13 protein-coding genes are annotated in these 15,559 nt (G+C 72.9%); 5 read left to right on the top strand and 8 right to left on the bottom strand.

What is annotated here, in order from left to right; all coding sequences use genetic code 11:
• Positions 1-10 precede the first annotated feature (10 nt).
• Both CYQ11_RS03645 and CYQ11_RS03650 read right to left on the bottom strand, forming a co-directional pair.
• Positions 11-3,097, bottom strand: coding sequence for an AfsR/SARP family transcriptional regulator (locus CYQ11_RS03645; protein ID WP_240003232.1), 3,087 nt, complete (start codon positions 3,095-3,097; stop codon positions 11-13).
• A gap of 218 nt (positions 3,098-3,315) precedes the next feature.
• Complete coding sequence (locus CYQ11_RS03650) at positions 3,316-3,786, bottom strand: LppU/SCO3897 family protein (protein ID WP_099198160.1); 471 nt, start codon at positions 3,784-3,786, stop codon at positions 3,316-3,318.
• A 278-nt stretch (positions 3,787-4,064) separates the two neighbouring features.
• Here CYQ11_RS03650 and dhaK point away from each other — a divergent pair, with 278 nt between their 5' ends.
• Complete coding sequence (gene dhaK, locus CYQ11_RS03655; protein WP_099198161.1) at positions 4,065-5,057, top strand: dihydroxyacetone kinase subunit DhaK; 993 nt, start codon at positions 4,065-4,067, stop codon at positions 5,055-5,057.
• A gap of 21 nt (positions 5,058-5,078) precedes the next feature.
• Here the strand turns inward: dhaK and CYQ11_RS03660 are convergent, their stop codons facing one another.
• Complete coding sequence (locus CYQ11_RS03660; protein ID WP_099198162.1) at positions 5,079-6,491, bottom strand: NADP-dependent succinic semialdehyde dehydrogenase; 1,413 nt, start codon at positions 6,489-6,491, stop codon at positions 5,079-5,081.
• A gap of 239 nt (positions 6,492-6,730) precedes the next feature.
• On the opposite strand from CYQ11_RS03660, the gene CYQ11_RS03665 reads away from it, so the two are divergent.
• The 4 genes from CYQ11_RS03665 (at position 6,731) to thpD (ending at position 10,374) form a co-directional block, all read left to right on the top strand.
• The gene (locus CYQ11_RS03665) at positions 6,731-7,651 is read left to right on the top strand and encodes a glutamate ABC transporter substrate-binding protein (RefSeq protein ID WP_099198163.1); all 921 of its coding nucleotides are present in this window, start codon (positions 6,731-6,733) and stop codon (positions 7,649-7,651) included.
• A gap of 99 nt (positions 7,652-7,750) precedes the next feature.
• The gene (locus tag CYQ11_RS03670) at positions 7,751-8,398 is read left to right on the top strand and encodes an amino acid ABC transporter permease (protein ID WP_099198164.1); all 648 of its coding nucleotides are present in this window, start codon (positions 7,751-7,753) and stop codon (positions 8,396-8,398) included.
• Entirely contained in the window at positions 8,395-9,342 is a 948-nt protein-coding gene (locus CYQ11_RS03675) for an amino acid ABC transporter permease (RefSeq protein WP_099198165.1), read from the top strand. Before CYQ11_RS03670 ends, CYQ11_RS03675 begins: the two co-directional genes overlap by 4 nt.
• Before the next feature lie 90 nt (positions 9,343-9,432).
• Positions 9,433-10,374, top strand: a complete 942-nt coding sequence (gene thpD, locus CYQ11_RS03680; protein WP_099198166.1) for an ectoine hydroxylase — start codon at positions 9,433-9,435, stop codon at positions 10,372-10,374.
• Here the strand turns inward: thpD and CYQ11_RS03685 are convergent.
• The 5 genes from CYQ11_RS03685 to CYQ11_RS03705 are packed head-to-tail and all read right to left on the bottom strand — an operon-like array spanning position 10,328 to position 15,463.
• Positions 10,328-11,461, bottom strand: a complete 1,134-nt coding sequence (locus CYQ11_RS03685; protein ID WP_099198167.1) for a hypothetical protein — start codon at positions 11,459-11,461, stop codon at positions 10,328-10,330. The genes thpD and CYQ11_RS03685 overlap by 47 nt on opposite strands.
• A gap of 53 nt (positions 11,462-11,514) precedes the next feature.
• A complete protein-coding gene (locus CYQ11_RS30620) occupies positions 11,515-12,438 on the bottom strand; it encodes a methyltransferase domain-containing protein (RefSeq protein WP_099198168.1) in 924 nt (307 codons plus the stop codon).
• Between the two features lie 55 nt (positions 12,439-12,493).
• Positions 12,494-13,453, bottom strand: coding sequence for an ornithine carbamoyltransferase (locus CYQ11_RS03695; protein WP_099198169.1), 960 nt, complete (start codon positions 13,451-13,453; stop codon positions 12,494-12,496).
• A gap of 31 nt (positions 13,454-13,484) precedes the next feature.
• Entirely contained in the window at positions 13,485-14,417 is a 933-nt protein-coding gene (locus CYQ11_RS03700; protein ID WP_099198170.1) for a diiron oxygenase, read from the bottom strand.
• Positions 14,414-15,463, bottom strand: a complete 1,050-nt coding sequence (locus CYQ11_RS03705; protein ID WP_181143562.1) for a pyridoxal-phosphate dependent enzyme — start codon at positions 15,461-15,463, stop codon at positions 14,414-14,416. The genes CYQ11_RS03700 and CYQ11_RS03705 overlap by 4 nt, the downstream gene beginning before the upstream one ends.
• Positions 15,464-15,559 lie beyond the last annotated feature (96 nt).

Genomic DNA, 15,559 nt, shown 5'->3' on the forward strand with positions numbered 1-15,559 from the left:
GGCTACGAGGTCAGCCGACCGGCGGCTGACCTCGTAGCCGCGCGTGTTCCAGCCCCCTGAGCGGACGCCCCCTGTCCGCCCGGAGGTCTTCTTCTGGCAGGCAGGTCAGGGCGCGGAGCCCCAGCCCCAGTTCGGACTGCAGACTCGCCGCCTCGGCGAGGTGTTCCGTCGCCGCCGTGTCGCCCACCGCGCGCAGGGCACTGCCGAGGATCCGGTGGCTGCGCGCCATGAGCAGGTTCTCCTGCGCCAGCAGGGCTCCGGAGAGCGCTTGGGAGGCGTGCTCCAGGGCGGCGGCGGTGTCGCCGGTGGCCAGCAGCGTCTCGGCCAGCCGGCAGCGGCACTCGGTCTCCGTCCGGATCCCGCCTTCAACCCGGATCCGGTCCAGGAGTTCGCCGTACAGCTTCGCCGCGTGCACGTACCACCGCTCCTGGAGGTAGCTCTCGGCCTCCGCCAGGCGTACAGCGAACAAGGACTCGCGGTCGTTGTCGTGGGTGAACGCGGTCGCCAGGGCCCGGCATTCGTCCCTGAGGCGGGACAGGGGCGTGCGGCGGCCGGGGTCCCGCACCTCGATCTGCAGCAGGATGGTGCGTCTCCGCGACACCAGTCCGTCGTCACCGGTCGTCCCGGCCAGGGACACCGCCCTGCGGCCGTAGTGGCGGGCGGTGTCGAAGTCCCCGCACTGCAGATGCAGATCGGACAGCATCGACAGGGCGAACAGGACGCACAGGAACCGCCGGATGCCCCCGGTGACGGAGGGCTCGTCCCCGAAGAGCGTGAGCACCCGCGTGAGATAGCGCTCGGCCTTGGAGGAGGAGGCCCGGTTGCGGTGGAGCACTCCGGCCGCGTAGTAGGCGGTGCCGGTGGTGTCCTCGTCGCACCAGCGTTCCGCCGCGGGCACGAGTTCGGTGGCCGCCCGTACCGCCACGGCGAGGGGCAGGATCCCCTCGAACGCGGGGAGGAGGGCGAGGATGTCCACCCCGTGGGCGATGCCGTCCGGGGACCCGGTCGTCGCGGCCTGTTCGGCGAGGGCGGCGAGCGTCGGCATCTTCCGGCGCACCCAGTCGACGGCTTCGGACGGGACGCTCAGGTCGGCGCCCGCGGAGCGTCGCGGATGGGCTTCGCGCGTCAGCGGACCGCCCAGCGGATGGGTGGCCCGCACGGCGCTGACGACGCTGGCCGCCGCGTAGTCGAGCGTCCGGAGGACGGCGTCGAGGCGCTCGCTCTCGGCCAGGCCGGCGCACGCCTTGGCTCTGGCGTAGACGCCGACCAGGTCGTGGTAGCGGAAGCGGCCCGGAGCCGGGGTCTCCAGCAGCGCGGCGTCCACGAGGGACTCCAGGACCGTCTCGGTCTCGAGTTCCGGCAGGCACAGGACCGCCGCCGCCGACGGGACGCACCAGTCGAGGCTGTGCGGCAGGGACAGCATCATGAACGCCCGGCTCTGCTCCGGGTCGAGCTGGGCGAACGACAGCTCGAAGGCCGCCTCGACGGACAGGTCCTGCACGCGCAGTTCGCGCAGCAGCCTGACCTCGTCCGAGAGCCGGGTGACCATCTCCGCGACCGACCAGGACGGCCGGGCCGCCAGCCGGGCCGCCGTGACCCGCAGGGCGAGCGGCAGGCGGCCGCACGTGGTCGCGAGCGCCGCGGCCGACTGCGGTTCCCGCTCCATCCGGCCGGGCCCGGCGAGCCGGCTCAGCAAGGTGAACGCGTCCGTTCCGCTGAGCCCTTCGAGCGGCAGGCGGAGCGTGGCGGGCATCGAGGCGAGAGCGCGGGCCGTGATGAGGACGGCGCTGCGTGACCCGCCCGGCAGCAGGAGCCGGACCTGCTCGGCGCCGGCCGCGTTGTCCAGGACGATCAGCATCGCCCGGTTGAAGGCGAGGGTGCGGAAGAGGGCTGCCCTGTCGTCCGCCCGGACCGGTATGCGGCCGGGCGGAATCGACAGCGCGAGCAGGAAGCGCTCCAGGACGTCCGCCGGATCGACCGGCGTGCCGTCCGCTCCGCGCAGCTCCGCGTACAGCTGGCCGTCGGGGAAGTGCTGCGCGACGGTGTGCGCGGCCCGCAGGGCCAGCGAGGTCTTGCCGACCCCTCCCATGCCGGTCACGGTGACCACGGCGTGGTCCTCGCCGTCGGTGAGTGCCGAGGCCAGGCGGGCGGCCTCCTCCGCGCGCCCGACGAAGTCCGCGGGAGGCGGGGGGAGCTGGCGAGGGAGGGTGAGGCCGGGCACGGGGCCGTCGTCGGTCGGCGGGGCGGTCTTGTCGACCGTGGCCGGGGCCGGGTCGGGCACCTCCAGGAGGACGGGGTCCCCGGAGAGCACCGCGGCGTGGAGTTCCTTGAGTGCCGATCCGGTGTCGATGCCCAGTTCGTCCGCCAGGACCGCGCGGGCCCGGTCGTACGTGGCGAGGGCCTCGACGCTGCGGCCGGACCGGTACAGGGCCAGCATCAGCGTGCCGTAGAGCCGTTCCCGGTACGGGTGGACCTCCAGGGCGGCGAGGGTGCCGGGGATGGCGGCGGTGTGCCGGCCGCACTGGAGCAGGAGTTCCAGGTGGGATTCGGTGGCCGACGCCCGCTGCTCGTCCAGGGCGCGCCGCTGGGCGTCGGCGAAGGGGCCGGGCACCCCGGCGAGCGGGGACCCCTGCCACAGGCCCAGCGCCTCTTCGAGGAGCGCCACGGCCGTCGCCGGGTCTCCTCCCGACGAGGCCAGCCGGGCCTCTTCGACGAGCGCGGTGAACCGGAGGGTGTCGATGGAGTCGTTGGGCAGGCGTAATCGGTAACCGCCGGCGACCGACTCGATGACGGACGTCCCCCGGCCGCCGGGCCGGCGAGCCGGAACCTTGCCGGACCGGCCGGCCGCCGCTGCGCCGGAGTCGGCGGACTCGGCGGACTCGGCGGACGATGCGGCGTCGAGCCGGGACCGCAGGCGGTGGACGTAGTTGACGATCACCCGGCGTGCGGTGACCGGTGGTTCGTCGTCGTAGAGGTCGTCGATCAGCTGGTCGACGGACACGAGGTGCCCGGCCCGCAGCGCCAGGGCGGCGAGCAGGGCCTGCGGCCCCGGGGCTCCCGGGGAGAGGGCGGGACCGTGCGACGGAACCCATCGCACCGGGCCGAGTACCTGCACACGGATCCCACGTCGTGAAACCGTCATCCCGGAACGCCCCCCATACCCCGCCGAACAGCCCCTTTTCCTCATATGAACACGGTCATATGGCTAGAGGCGGTATTTGGGAGGCGTGTCCCGGCCGTGCCGCTGTTCTCCGTCACCCGTGGCGGCGGCCCCGCAGACCGTCGGCGGCGCGGCGGACGGAGGCGGGCGGAAGGTCAGACCTTGGTGAAGCAGAGGGTGTAGTCGGCACCCCGGCTGGCCGAGTACTGGATGCCGTAGTCGTACGTCGAGGGGCACTTCTTGCCGGGGCCGTACAGCCTCTCGCCCGTCTTGTACTGCGCTTCGGGGGAACCGCAGTCGACGATCACCGGGAGGGGTTCGCCGTCGGGGTCCTGCACCTTGACGCAGTCACCGGTCTTCGGGTCGTACTTCTTGTTCTCCTCGAACTGCGCGACCCGTGCGGCTTCCTTCTTGGCCTTGCCGCCGTCGGGGTTGGTGTTGTAGTCCCAGACGTACCAGGCTCCACCGCCGAAGACGGCGAGGACGACGACAGCGGTGATCAGCATCCGCACCGGGCCCGCCGGCTGCGGGCGCTGCGGCCCCCGGGGCGCCTGCGGGTGGCCGTGCGGCGGTTGCTGGTAGGGATGGTGGGGCTGGTTCTGGTAGGACGGAGGCGGTATGGACATGGCTCGGACACCCCGTGGTTGACTGCATGTACGAAGGTCGACGGGTGGGTCGACCGGTGCAGGCTACCGTCCCTCCGCGAGCCCGCTGACCAGCGGTTACGCCGGGGGCGACGGTGCTGTTCCACTTGCGGTCCGATGGGTCGGTACGTCCCGGTGGCCGCACCGGACCGCCCTCGGTCCCGAGACCGCCCGCCCAGACCACGTACTCGCTTCATCACAGCCGATGTGCCGGGATCCGGGTCAGTGCCCCAGCCGGCCGTCACCCGAAGGAGCCCCGCATGCGCATGCTCATCAACGTCCCCGAAACCGTCGTCTCCGACGCCCTGCGCGGAATGGCGGCCGCCCACCCCGAGTTGACCGTCGACGTGGAACGGCGCGTCGTGGTGCGGCGGGACGCTCCCGTGGCCGGGAAGGTGGGGCTGGTGTCCGGGGGCGGCTCCGGTCACGAGCCCTTGCACGGCGGGTTCGTGGGGGTGGGGATGCTGGACGCGGCGTGCCCCGGGGAGGTGTTCACCTCCCCCGTGCCCGACCAGATGGTCCGCGCGGCCGCTGCCGTGGACAGCGGGCAGGGCGTGCTCTTCGTCGTGAAGAACTACACGGGCGACGTCCTCAACTTCAACATGGCCGCCGAGCTGGCCGAGGACGAGGGCATCCAGGTCGCCAGCGTGCTGGTCAACGACGACGTCGCCGTGACCGACAGCCTCTACACGGCAGGCCGCCGCGGGACCGGGGCCACGCTGTTCGTCGAGAAGATCGCGGGGGCCGCCGCCGAGGAGGGCGCGCCGCTGGGGCGGGTGGAGGCGCTGGCGCGCCGGGTCAACGAGTCGTCCCGCAGCTTCGGGGTGGCGCTCGCCTCCTGCACGACCCCCGCCAAGGGCGGCCCGACCTTCGACCTCCCGGCCGGGCAGCTGGAGTTGGGGGTGGGGATCCACGGGGAGCCGGGCCGGGAGCGGCGGGCGATGATGACGTCGGGGGAGATCGCGGACGTCGCGGTGCACGCGGTGCTGGAGGACCTCCGGCCGAGCGGGCCCGTCCTGGTGCTGGTCAACGGTGCGGGCGGCACGCCGCTGCTGGAGCTGTACGGGTACGCGGCGGAGGTGCACCGCGTGCTGCGGGAGCGCGGCGTGGCGGTGGCCCGGACGCTCGTCGGCAACTACGTCACCTCGCTCGACATGGCCGGGGCGTCGGTGACGCTGTGCCAGGTCGACGACGAGCTGCTGCGCCTGTGGGACGCGCCCGTGCAGACCCCGGGGCTGCGCTGGGGCCGCTGACGCCGGGCGGGCGGACCCCGGTCAGCTGTCCGGCTCGGCGCCGTGCCACACGGTCGTCACGTTGCAGAACTCCCGGATGCCGTGGCCGGACAGCTCACGCCCGTACCCCGAGCGTTTGACGCCGCCGAAGGGCAGGGCGGGGTGGGAGGCCGTCATCCCGTTGAAGAAGACGCCGCCGGCCTCCACGTCCCGTACGAAGCGGCGCTGTTCCTCCACGTCGCGGGTCCACACGTTGGAGCTGAGCCCGAAGGGCGAGTCGTTGGCGACCGCCACCGCCTCGTCCAGGTCGCGCACCCGGTAGAGCGTGGCCACCGGGCCGAACGCCTCCTCGCGGTGGATGCGCATGGCGGCGGTGATGCCGGCGAGGACCGTCGGCTCGTAGTACCAGCCCCGGGTGAGCTCCGCGGGCTCGGCGGGGCGCCGCCCGCCGCACAGGGCCGTCGCGCCCTGGTCGACGGCGTCGTCGACGAGCTCCTCCAGGTCGGCGCGGCCCTGGCGCGTCGCCAGGGGGCCGACGTCGGTGGTCGCGGCCATGGGGTCGCCGACGGTCAGGGCGGCCATCAGGGCCGTGAAGCGCTCGCTGAAGGCGTCGTAGACGTCGGTGTGGACGATGAAGCGCTTGGCGGCGATGCAGGACTGCCCGTTGTTCTGGACGCGGGCGGTCACCGCCGTCCTGGCGGCGCGTTCGAGGTCGGCCGACGGCATCACCACGTACGGGTCGCTGCCGCCCAGTTCGAGGACGGTCTTCTTGACCTCGTCCCCGGCAACCGCCGCGACCGAACGGCCGGCCGGCTCGCTGCCGGTGAGCGTGGCGGCCGCGACGCGGGGGTCGCGCAGGACGCCCTCGACGGTGCGGGAGGCGATCAGCAGGGTCTGGAAGCAGCCCTCGGGGTAGCCGGCGCGCCGGAAGAGGTCCTCCAGGTACAGCGCGGTCTGCGGCACGTTCGAGGCGTGCTTGAGCAGGCCGACGTTGCCCGCCATCAGGGCGGGGGCCGCGAACCGGACGACCTGCCACAGGGGGAAGTTCCACGGCATGACCGCGAGGATCACGCCCAGCGGACGGTAGTGGACCCGGGCGAGCGTCGCCCCGGCGTCCTTCACCTCCGCCTCCGGCGGGCGCTCGTCGGCCAGCAGCGCCTCGGCGTTGCCGGCGTACCAGCGCATCGCCTTGACGCACTTGGCCGCCTCGGCCCGGGCAGCGGCCAGCGGCTTGCCCATCTCGGTCGTCATCGTGCGGGCGATGTCGTCCTGGTCGGCCTCCAGCAGGTCCGCGGCGCGCGTCAGCAGCCGCGAGCGCACGGTGAAGCTCGTGGTGCGGTGCCGCCGGAAGGCCGCCTCGGCGTTCGACAGGCGGCGCTCGAGCTCCTCCGGCGTCAGCTCGTCGAAGGTCTTGAGGGTCTCGCCGTTCGCGGGATTCACCGTAGCGATGGGCATGTCTCGACTCTGCGGGGCCCGGTCCGGCCGCGCAAGACGTGGGCGCGTCACGCGCGGCCCTTCCCCCCGTCCTCCACCCCCGCGGACACGGCCCGGGGCGACGGCACGGCGCAGCACGGCACGGCCTCGAAATGGTGTCCGGACGAGCACCACGGGTAGCGCTCTGCCCCGGCCTCGGTATGCTGATTTTCGTCTTGGATGATCCGGATCATCCGCCTTTTTCTCTCACCTGGAGCAGAATGAGGCCGAGGAGTCCCCTGGTACCGCCCGTCGCACTGCTCGTCCTGGCTTCCGCCTCGCTCGTCTCCTGCGGCCGGGAGGGCGTGCCGCCCGGCAGCGTCGCCGCGCTGATCGGGGAGGACGAGAGCCGTTTGGCCTATCCGGTCGAAGAGAACGTCCTCGTCACCGGCTCGCCCGTGCTCAAGCGCGCGCGAGCCGCGCACCGGATCGTCATCGGGGTGAAGTCGGACCACCCCTTCCTGGGCTTCGAGGACCCCGTCACCGGCCGCCGCTTCGGCTTCGACATCGAGATCGCCCGGATGATCGCCGCGGACCTGGGGTTCGGGCCGGGACGGATCACCTGGAAGACGGTCTCCTCCCAGGGCCGGGAGACGGCCATCTCGAAGGGGGACGTGGACTTCTACGTCGCCGCGTACACCATCAACGACGAGCGCAAGAAGCACGTCTCCTTCGCGGGCCCGTACTACGTCGCCGGGCAGGACCTCCTGGTCAAGCAGGGCGACCAGGAGATCCACGGCCCCGGGGACCTCAAGGGCAAGCGGGTCTGCTCGGTCACCGGCTCCACGCCCTACCAGCGCATCACGAACCCGGTGTACGGCGCCCACGTCAGTTCCCACGACAGTTACGCACAGTGCGTACAGGACCTGATCAGCGGCGAGGCGGACGCGGTGACCAGCGACGACACGATACTGAAGGGCTACGCCGCACAGAACGGCGGCAGACTGCGGGTCGTCGGCAGGCGCTTCTCCGAGGAACCCTACGGCGTCGGCCTCGTCCGGGGCGACAAGGTCCTGCGCGGCGCGATCAACGACGCCCTGGACCGGCACCGCCGCAACGGCGACTGGCTGCGCGCCTACGGCGCCACGCTCGGCCGGTCCGGCGTGCCCGCCCCCGCCCCTCCGGAGGTGATCCGGTACTGACCCCGCGGGCCGCGACGGCGCACCCGGGTGCGCGGCCCCGCCGAGCCGTCCCATCCCCTCCCGCCCGGTACGCGGGCCCCGAAGGCTACGGAGGCGAACGTGCACGTACTGCTGGACAACGTCGACCTCTTCCGCAGAGGGTTCCTCGGTACCCTGGCCCTGACCGGCCTCAGCACGTTCCTGGCCCTCACCCTGGGCACCGTCCTCACCGTCTTCCGCGTCTGTCCGGTGCCCCCGCTGCGGGTCTTCGGGGCGGCCGGCGTCACCGTCCTGTGCAACACCCCGCTCACGCTCCTCTTCTTCGGGGTCACCCTGGGACTGCCGATGGTCGGGCTGTCCGGGATGGGCTACTTCACGCTCGCCGTGCTGACCCTGGGCGGCTACAGCTCGGCGTTCGTCTGCGAGGCGCTGCGGTCGGGCGTCAACACCGTCGACGTCGGGCAGGCGGAGGCGGCGCGCAGCCTCGGGATGTCCTTCGCGCAGACGGCCTTCCTGGTCGTGCTGCCGCAGGCCGGACGCGTGGCCGTGCCGCCCGTCGGCAGCATCCTGATCACCCTGACGAAGAACTCCGCCCTGGCCGGGGGCTTCAGCGTCTACGAGCTGTTCAGCGTGGAGAAGACCCTGGCCGAACAGGGCTACGCCATCCTCACCGTCTTCGCGTGGGTCTCCGTCGCCTACCTCCTGCTCATCCTCACCATCAGCGGCGCCGTCCGGCTCGTCGAGCACCGGCTGGCGGTGGCGCCGTGACTTCCGTCCTCTTCGACACCCCGGGGCCCCGCGCCCGCCGCCGCAACCTGCTGCTCGGCGTGGTGGCGACCGCCGGCGTCGGCGCGCTGACCGCCTACGTGATCGTCCGGCTGGTCGACGCCGGGCAGTTCACCGCCGAGATGTGGGAGGCGTTCGCCTACGAGGGCGTGCAGCGCCGCATCTTCATCGGGGCCGTGGACACGGTCAAGGCCTTCGCGCTCGGAGTGTTCTTCTCCCTGCTGCTCGGCCTGCTCCTGGCCACCGGCCGGCTCTCCGACCACCGCGTGGTGCGCTGGCCGGCCACGGCGCTGGTGGAGTTCTTCCGTGCCATGCCGCTGCTCATCATGATCTTCGCGCTGTACAACACCGGCTGGCTGCGGTCGTGCGTGGCCACCGTGGCCCGCTTCCTCCGTACGGAGCTGGGCGGTGCGGGCACCTGGCTCGCGGACAACTTCGCCAGTCCCACCCTCTGGGCGCTGGTCATCGGGATCGCGCTGTACAACGGCTCGGTGCAGGCGGAGATCCTGCGCGCCGGCGCCGGCGCCGTGCCCCGGGGACAGCGCGAGGCGGCGTACGCCCTGGGCATGCGCAAGACCCAGGTGACCGTGGAGGTGGTGCTGCCCCAGGCGGTACGGGCCATGCTGCCCAGCATCGTCAGTCAGATCGTGGTCACGCTCAAGGACACGTCACTCGGTTTCGTCATCGCCTACGAGGAACTCCTCTACGCCGGGAAGCTCCTGGCGCAGAACACCGCCACTCCCTCCGGCTATCCCTACATACCGGTGCTCCTCGTGGTCGGCCCGATGTACATCGGCATGTGCCTGACGCTCTCCACGTTCGCCAGACGCCTCGCGCGGCGCGGCAGACAGTGGCGTCCCGTGCTCCGCAGCCGCTCGCTCACCCCGACCTTGACCGAAAAGCCCCGCAGCCAAATCGCCCCCTGACTGCGACTGTGGAACGAAAGAACCACGCAGGATCCGAAACGTCCCCGCCGTCGCCCGTCCGGCACCCCCGATGCTTCAGGAGTTGCGGTGATGTCCTCCTCCTCACCGGCGCCCGATGCCCTCCACGACCCCTATCCCACCCGCTACGTGACCGAGTCGGTCCCGGTCGACCGCAGCCATCCGGTGGTCTGGGGCGCCCCCGGGGACGGCCCCCTGGACGCGGAGCGGCTGGCGGCCTACGACCGCGACGGCTTCCTCGCCCTCGACTCGCTGCTGACCGCCGACCAAGTGGGCGCGTGCCAGGAGGAGATCGGCCGCTTCGCCCGGGACGAGTCGCTGCGCACGGACGAACGCCTGGTGATGGAGCCGGAGTCCGACGGCATCCGGTCCGTGTTCGAGGTGCACGAGCTCTCCGAGGTGTTCGCCGCCGTCATCCGCTCCGAACCGCTGGCCGGCCTCGCCCGGCAGGTCCTGGGCTCGGAGGTGTACGTCCACCAGAGCAGGGTGAACTACAAGGCGCCCTTCGGGGGTTCCCGGTTCGGCTGGCACTCCGACTTCGAGACCTGGCACTCCGAGGACGGGATGCCGGCGCCCCGGGCGCTGAGCCTGTCCGTCGCCCTCACCGAGAACCTTCCGTTCAACGGCCCCTTGATGATCGTTCCGGGCTCGCACCGGACCTTCGTGCCGTCGGTCGGCCGGACGCCCGAGAACTACCACAAGCTCTCGCTGCTGGGAAAGGACCTCCCCGCAGGCTCCGCGGACCGGGCGGGCGTCACGGCCCTGGCCGAGCGGCACGGGATCCGGCAGTTCACCGGGGCCCCCGGCTCGGCGGTCATGTTCGACTGCAACTGTCTGCACGCCTCCAGCGGCAACGCCTCCCCGTTCCCGCGCAGCAACCTGTTCGTCGTCTACAACAGCGTGCGCAATCCCCTCGGTTCGCCCTACGCCGCCCCCCGGCCGCGGCCCCGCTACCTGGCCAACCGCCTCATCGTGCCGGTCCCGCGGACCGGGTCGCCGGCGTCCGGCCGATGAGACGGGCGATCTCCCGCGTCGTGTAGCCGCGCTCGAAGTGGCGCGGCTCGGACAGCATGCGGGTGACGAGGTCCAGCAGCATCCGCCCGTACTCCTCGTCGGTGCCCGCCCAGCGGGACGCGTCCAGCATCCAGGGCTCGGTCTCGGCCGAGAGGTCGGCCGTGCCCTCGCGTATCAGGGTCTTCGACAGCTTCGCCCCGGAGTCGGAGAGCACCACCGGGGTGAACAGGCGCGCCGGTGAGACGGGGTCCGGACAGCACTGCAGCGCCTCGTCCAGCAGCCGGCAGCCCGGGGCCCAGTCGGCACCCTTGACGATCACCGGCAGGGCGTCGTCGCGGCAGGCCACGCGCTCCTTCACCAGATTGCGGTGCAGGGTGGTCAGGCCGACGAACGCGTCCGAGTCCGCCGTGACGTCGACGAGGTACTTGCCGTGGTCGAGGCACACGGCCGCGAAGCGGGCCTCGTGGGCGTCGGCGGTGAGCACCTCGGTGTGCTCGCCGTACTTCTGCGACCAGCCGCAGCGCGGGCAGGGGAAGCTCACCGGCACGGTGCCGGTGGACGGCGCGAGGTACCAGCGCAGCCGGTCCATCTGGCGCAGCGAGGCGAGGAACTCCTCCCGGAACGCCCGTCCCGACTGCTGGCTCGTGTAGGTCTCGAGCGCGTAGGGCACGCCGGTGGCGGCGGACAGTGCGTCGAAGAGCCCGCCGTAGTAGCGCGCGGCCAGGTCCTCGACCGTCGGCCCGCCGAGGGCGTTGCGGAACGAACGCTCGTAGAGGCTGCCGGAGTCGGGGCACGCGCGCACCTCGTACGGTGCGTTGTCGAGTGCCCCGAAGCGGATGAGGACCGGCACGCCGAAACGTTCCCGCGCCTCCTGGGCGAGCAGGAAGGCCGCGGTCTGCATGACGTTGGTCCCCAGGTGGGGCGTGCCGTTGATCTGCACGCCCGCGTGCAGCACCAGACGGGTGCGCCCCGAGTCCCACAGCCGCGGCCGGATGAAGTCGGCGCTGTGCAGGACGGCGCCGGCGGTGACGCTGACGGGTGAGACGAGCGCGGGGCGCCGCGCGGTCGCGTCGTTGTCAGTGCTCACGGATCCTCTCCTCGCATCACGCGGTCGCTCCTCCCGCACGCCGTCGCCCCGGGTCACCAGTGGTGACGGGCCTCGGCCACGGGGAGGTCCAGCACGCGGACGGGTCCCTGCCAGCCGTCGGGGCGCGCGCCGTCGAGCGCCTCCAGCCGGGAGGTGTGCGAACGGGCGGCGGTCCGCAGCAGGTCCAGCAGCCCCTCGCCGCTGAGCCGGCCGGCCTCGCCGTCTCCGGCTCCGGCCGTCCAGCGGCAGGCCAGGCCGACGATGAAGTAGCGGGGAGTGCCGCCGTCCGTGCGCCACAGGACGGCTTCCTCCGCCTCCTCCAGGGCCAGCACCTGCTCGATGTTGCTGAGCGTGAACTCGCCGAGCGGGAGCGGGCACAGGGTCACGGCGTGCACGCGGTAACCGGCGTCCTCCAGCAGCCGCACCGCCTTGCGGGGCGTGGAGTAGCTGCCGATCGTCAGTCCCAGGTCGCTGCGCAGCTCCCGGCCGTGCCCGATGATCGCGGGGGCCCACTTCAGTCCGTCGGTGCCGCCGCTGATGGACCGGCGCTGGGCGTCGGCCCGCAGGGTCAGCGGGACGTAGGGCGGGTTGCTGGTGACGATCAGGGGGCGGGGCAGGGGCGTGGGGGCGGTGGCCAGCAGCCGCTCGGTGGTCATGGCGGCGAAGTCGCCGAGGGCGAAGGTGACCCGGCGGTCGCCGTCGTGGGAGGCGTAGTGCTTCTCGGCCCAGGCGACGGTCTCCGCGCCCGAGTCGACGCCGTGGACCCGGGTGGCGCCGGCCCGGGCCATGGCGGCGGCCGCGGCCCCGCTGCCCGAGCCGAGGTCCAGGACCGAACAGCCTGCGGTGACGAGGTCCTTGACCACCCAGACGCCGATCTCGGTGTCGGCGGGTTCGAAGAACACCTGGGGCGAGCCGGGCGGGACGAAGTCCTGCCCCGTCAGGTGCTCGTAGGTCTGGACGCGGGAGACGTTCGGCATCGGGGCCCCTGTCGGTCGGTGGCGGGCGTGGGCGGTCGGCGGTGCGGGCGGCGGGTCAGCCGTGCGGGCCGGCCGCCCACTCCAGGACCGCCATGGCGCTGGAGAGCTTCATCGCCGCCTGGGTCCAGGCCAGTGAGCGGGGGCCGTCGAGGACGCGGCCGGAGACCTCGTCGCCCCGGTGGGCGGGCAGGTCGTGCATGAAGGACGCCCGGGGCCAGCGGTCCAGCAGGTGCTCGTCGACGTGGAAGGGGCGGAACGCCTCGCGCCAGTCGGGGTCGGGCTTGACGGTGCCCGTGGTCTGCCAGCGGGTGGTGTAGACGACGTCCACGTCCGCGGGGGCGGCGGCCAGTTCGTGGATCTGCTCGACCGCCGCGCCGACGGTGCCGGCCCGGCGTTCCGCGGTGCGCAGTTCGTCCTCGGGCAGGCCGTATCCGGCGGGGGTGGCGAAGGTGACGCGGGCGCCGGGGACCGCGGCGAGCCCGTGGGCGAGGGCGACCGCGGTGTTGTTGCCCTCGCCCACGTACAGGACCTGGATGCCGGTGAGGTCGCCGAAGGTCAGCGCGAGGGTGGCGAGGTCGCACAGGCCCTGGCTGGGGTGCTCCTGGGCGGCCATGGCGTTGACGACCGGCAGCCGGCCGCTGCGGGAGAGGTTGCGCAGCTCGTCGAGCGGGCCGGCGGTCCGGGCGACCAGCAGGTCGAGCATCGAGCCCAGCACCCGGCCGGTGTCGCCCACCGTCTCCCCGGTGTTGAGCTGGAGGTCGCCGGGACCGAAGCCGACGGGAGAACCGCCCAGCCGCAGGGTGGCGACGGTGAAGGCGGTGCGCGTGCGGGTCGAGGTCCTGGTGAAGAGCACCCCCACCACCTGGGCCGCCAGCGGCCGGTCATGGGCCCGCGGGTCGTGGAACAGCTCGACCGAGCGGGCGGTCAGGCCCTGGATCAGCGGTGGGGGCAGCTCCGCCAGTGAGAACAGGCCCCGTTCCGGTCCGGGACCCTGCCGCAGGGGGGTGTCGCCCATGGGACCTCGCTTCCTGGAGTGGCGTCGGTGGTCAGGGCCGGCTCACCAGCTCGGCCGTCTCGAAGGCCGCCCGGCCGCCCGGCACGTCCAGCACCCCGGTCTCCTCGAACAGCCGCACCGCGTGCCGGGAGGCCGACCGGACGTCCGCGTTCACGCGCTGCGGCGGGTAGGAGTCGCGCACGACCTCCTCGACGGCGGCCGGGGGCAGACCGGCGGCGGCCAGGGAGGCCCGGACGGGGCCGAGGTCGGGCAGCAGGCTGGAGCGGATCAGCCCCGGCAGGCAGCGGGCGATCCGCCCGCGCCGGGCGGCCGGCTGACCTGCCCACAACTCGCGGAAGAAGCCCAGGAAGAAGGCGTGGTGCCAGCCCTCGTCGCGGGCGTGGTCGCGGACGATGTCGCGGACGACCGTCAGGACGCGCCGGTCCTTCGGCACGTCGTTGAGGATCGCCGTGATCAGCGTTTCGAAGACGACGACCTGGAGCAGCTGGGCCAGCACGGGTTCGTCCGGGAGGGCCCGGTGTCCCACGTCGTCGAGCCGGGCGAGGAAGGGCGCGAAGTCGTAGGGGGCCACGGCGACGCCCGAGGCGCGGGAGACCTGGTCGACGACGTCGAGGCTGTAGAGGGAGTGGTAACCCTCGTCGACGTAGATCCGGTAGGCGTCGAGGCGGGTGGCGACGGGCAGTTCGATGTCGCAGCGCCCGCCGGCGATGCGCTCGGTGGCGCGGTTGACCACACGGGTCTCGAACTGGGCGGTGAAGCCCAGGTAGTGGAACAGGTGCCGGGCCAGGAGGGCGTCGCGCCGGGGTGCGGGCAGCGCCCGTACGAGCGGGTGGCCGAGGTAGGGGACGAGGGCGGGCGGGAAGTACAGGCAGCCCTCTTGGAGTTCGCCGGCCAGCAGGCGGCGGGGGTCGGTGCGGACGCCGGCCCGGTCGTACCACTCGCGTCGTGGTTCGGTGGCCGTCATGGCAGGCGTCCCTCCCTGGCGTCGCCGGGGACCGGCGCCCGGCGGGCCGCGGACCAGGCGGCGCTGCCGGTGTCCGGGTCCCGCGGCGGGTGGACGACGGACAGGATCTCGACGCCCCGGCCGACGTCCACCGGGACCAGGCCCCGGCGTTCGCGCCAGGAGGCGCAGTAGACGGTGTCGAGGTAGCGGTCGGCGCCGTCCGGGCACAGGCAGGCGACGTCGGTGCGGCGGGGGTTGCCGCGCAGGATCCGCAGGGCCGTGGCGATGAGCGCGCCCGAGCTGCCGCCGACGCCGACCCCGGTGCTCTCCGCCAGCCACAGGCAGGCGCTCACCGCTTCCTGCGGGGTGACCCGGACGGTGGGCCGGTGGCCTTCCGGGAGGAACGTCGACGGGCGGCTGGCGCCTATGCCGGAGAGGACCCGGGCGCCGGAGGGGCCGCCGAGGGCGGCCGACCCCACGACGTCGACGCCGTAGAGCTCCCAGTCGGGGCGGGCCACGCTCATGAAGTCGCGGAAGCCCGCCAGGGTTCCGCCGGTGGAGACGGCGATCAGGACGTGGGCCGGCCGGCCGTGCGTCTGCGCGCGTAGCTCGGGCGCCGTCTCACGGGCGTGCACCGCGGGACTGGCGGGGTTGGCGTACTGGTTGGGCCAGATGAGCCGTGGCTGGTGGACGAGTCTCTCGCGGATGTAGGCGAGCCTGCTGAGGAGGTACCCTCCGGCGCCGTCCGGTTCCTCGATCCTGACCACGTCCCCGTGGAGGGCGCGCACCGCGTCCACCAGGGACGCGCTGCTGCGGGGGTCCACGACGGCCGTGAAGGGGACCCGGTGTGAGGCGGCGACGGCCGCGAGGGCGAGCCCCAGGTTCCCGGAAGTGGACTCGATGATGCCGAATTCGGGGTCCACCCGCTCGGCGACGTCCTGCCAGAGGGCGAGGGCGGTGCGGCCCTTCACCGAGCCGTGCGGATTGTGTGACTCCAATTTGAGCCAGAGAGTTCCGGGACGACCCTCGACGGAAAGCTGCAGAGCGACAACCGGAGTGAGCGGCACCCGAGATCCGCCTTCCCTCGACGGATTCGCGCGATCGTCCGCAAGGCCCGCCAAGACGCCTCCCCGAGACTGCCCGGCACCGGCCCCTTCGCCGGC

It is taken from the genome of Streptomyces cinnamoneus (assembly GCF_002939475.1).
In the GTDB taxonomy this organism is placed as follows: Bacteria; Actinomycetota; Actinomycetes; order Streptomycetales; family Streptomycetaceae; genus Streptomyces; species Streptomyces cinnamoneus_A.

Excerpts from the sequence above, each read along its gene's own strand:
- CYQ11_RS03700 (WP_099198170.1), bottom strand. The coding sequence starts at position 14,417 with ATGACGGCCACCGAACCACGACGCGAGTGGTACGACCGGGCCGGCGTC.
- CYQ11_RS03650 (WP_099198160.1), bottom strand. The coding sequence starts at position 3,786 with ATGTCCATACCGCCTCCGTCCTACCAGAACCAGCCCCACCATCCCTAC.
- dhaK (WP_099198161.1), top strand. The coding sequence starts at position 4,065 with ATGCGCATGCTCATCAACGTCCCCGAAACCGTCGTCTCCGACGCCCTG.
- CYQ11_RS30620 (WP_099198168.1), bottom strand. The coding sequence starts at position 12,438 with ATGCCGAACGTCTCCCGCGTCCAGACCTACGAGCACCTGACGGGGCAG.
- CYQ11_RS03695 (WP_099198169.1), bottom strand. The coding sequence starts at position 13,453 with ATGGGCGACACCCCCCTGCGGCAGGGTCCCGGACCGGAACGGGGCCTG.
- CYQ11_RS03665 (WP_099198163.1), top strand. The coding sequence starts at position 6,731 with ATGAGGCCGAGGAGTCCCCTGGTACCGCCCGTCGCACTGCTCGTCCTG.
- thpD (WP_099198166.1), top strand. The coding sequence starts at position 9,433 with ATGTCCTCCTCCTCACCGGCGCCCGATGCCCTCCACGACCCCTATCCC.
- CYQ11_RS03660 (WP_099198162.1), bottom strand. The coding sequence starts at position 6,491 with ATGCCCATCGCTACGGTGAATCCCGCGAACGGCGAGACCCTCAAGACC.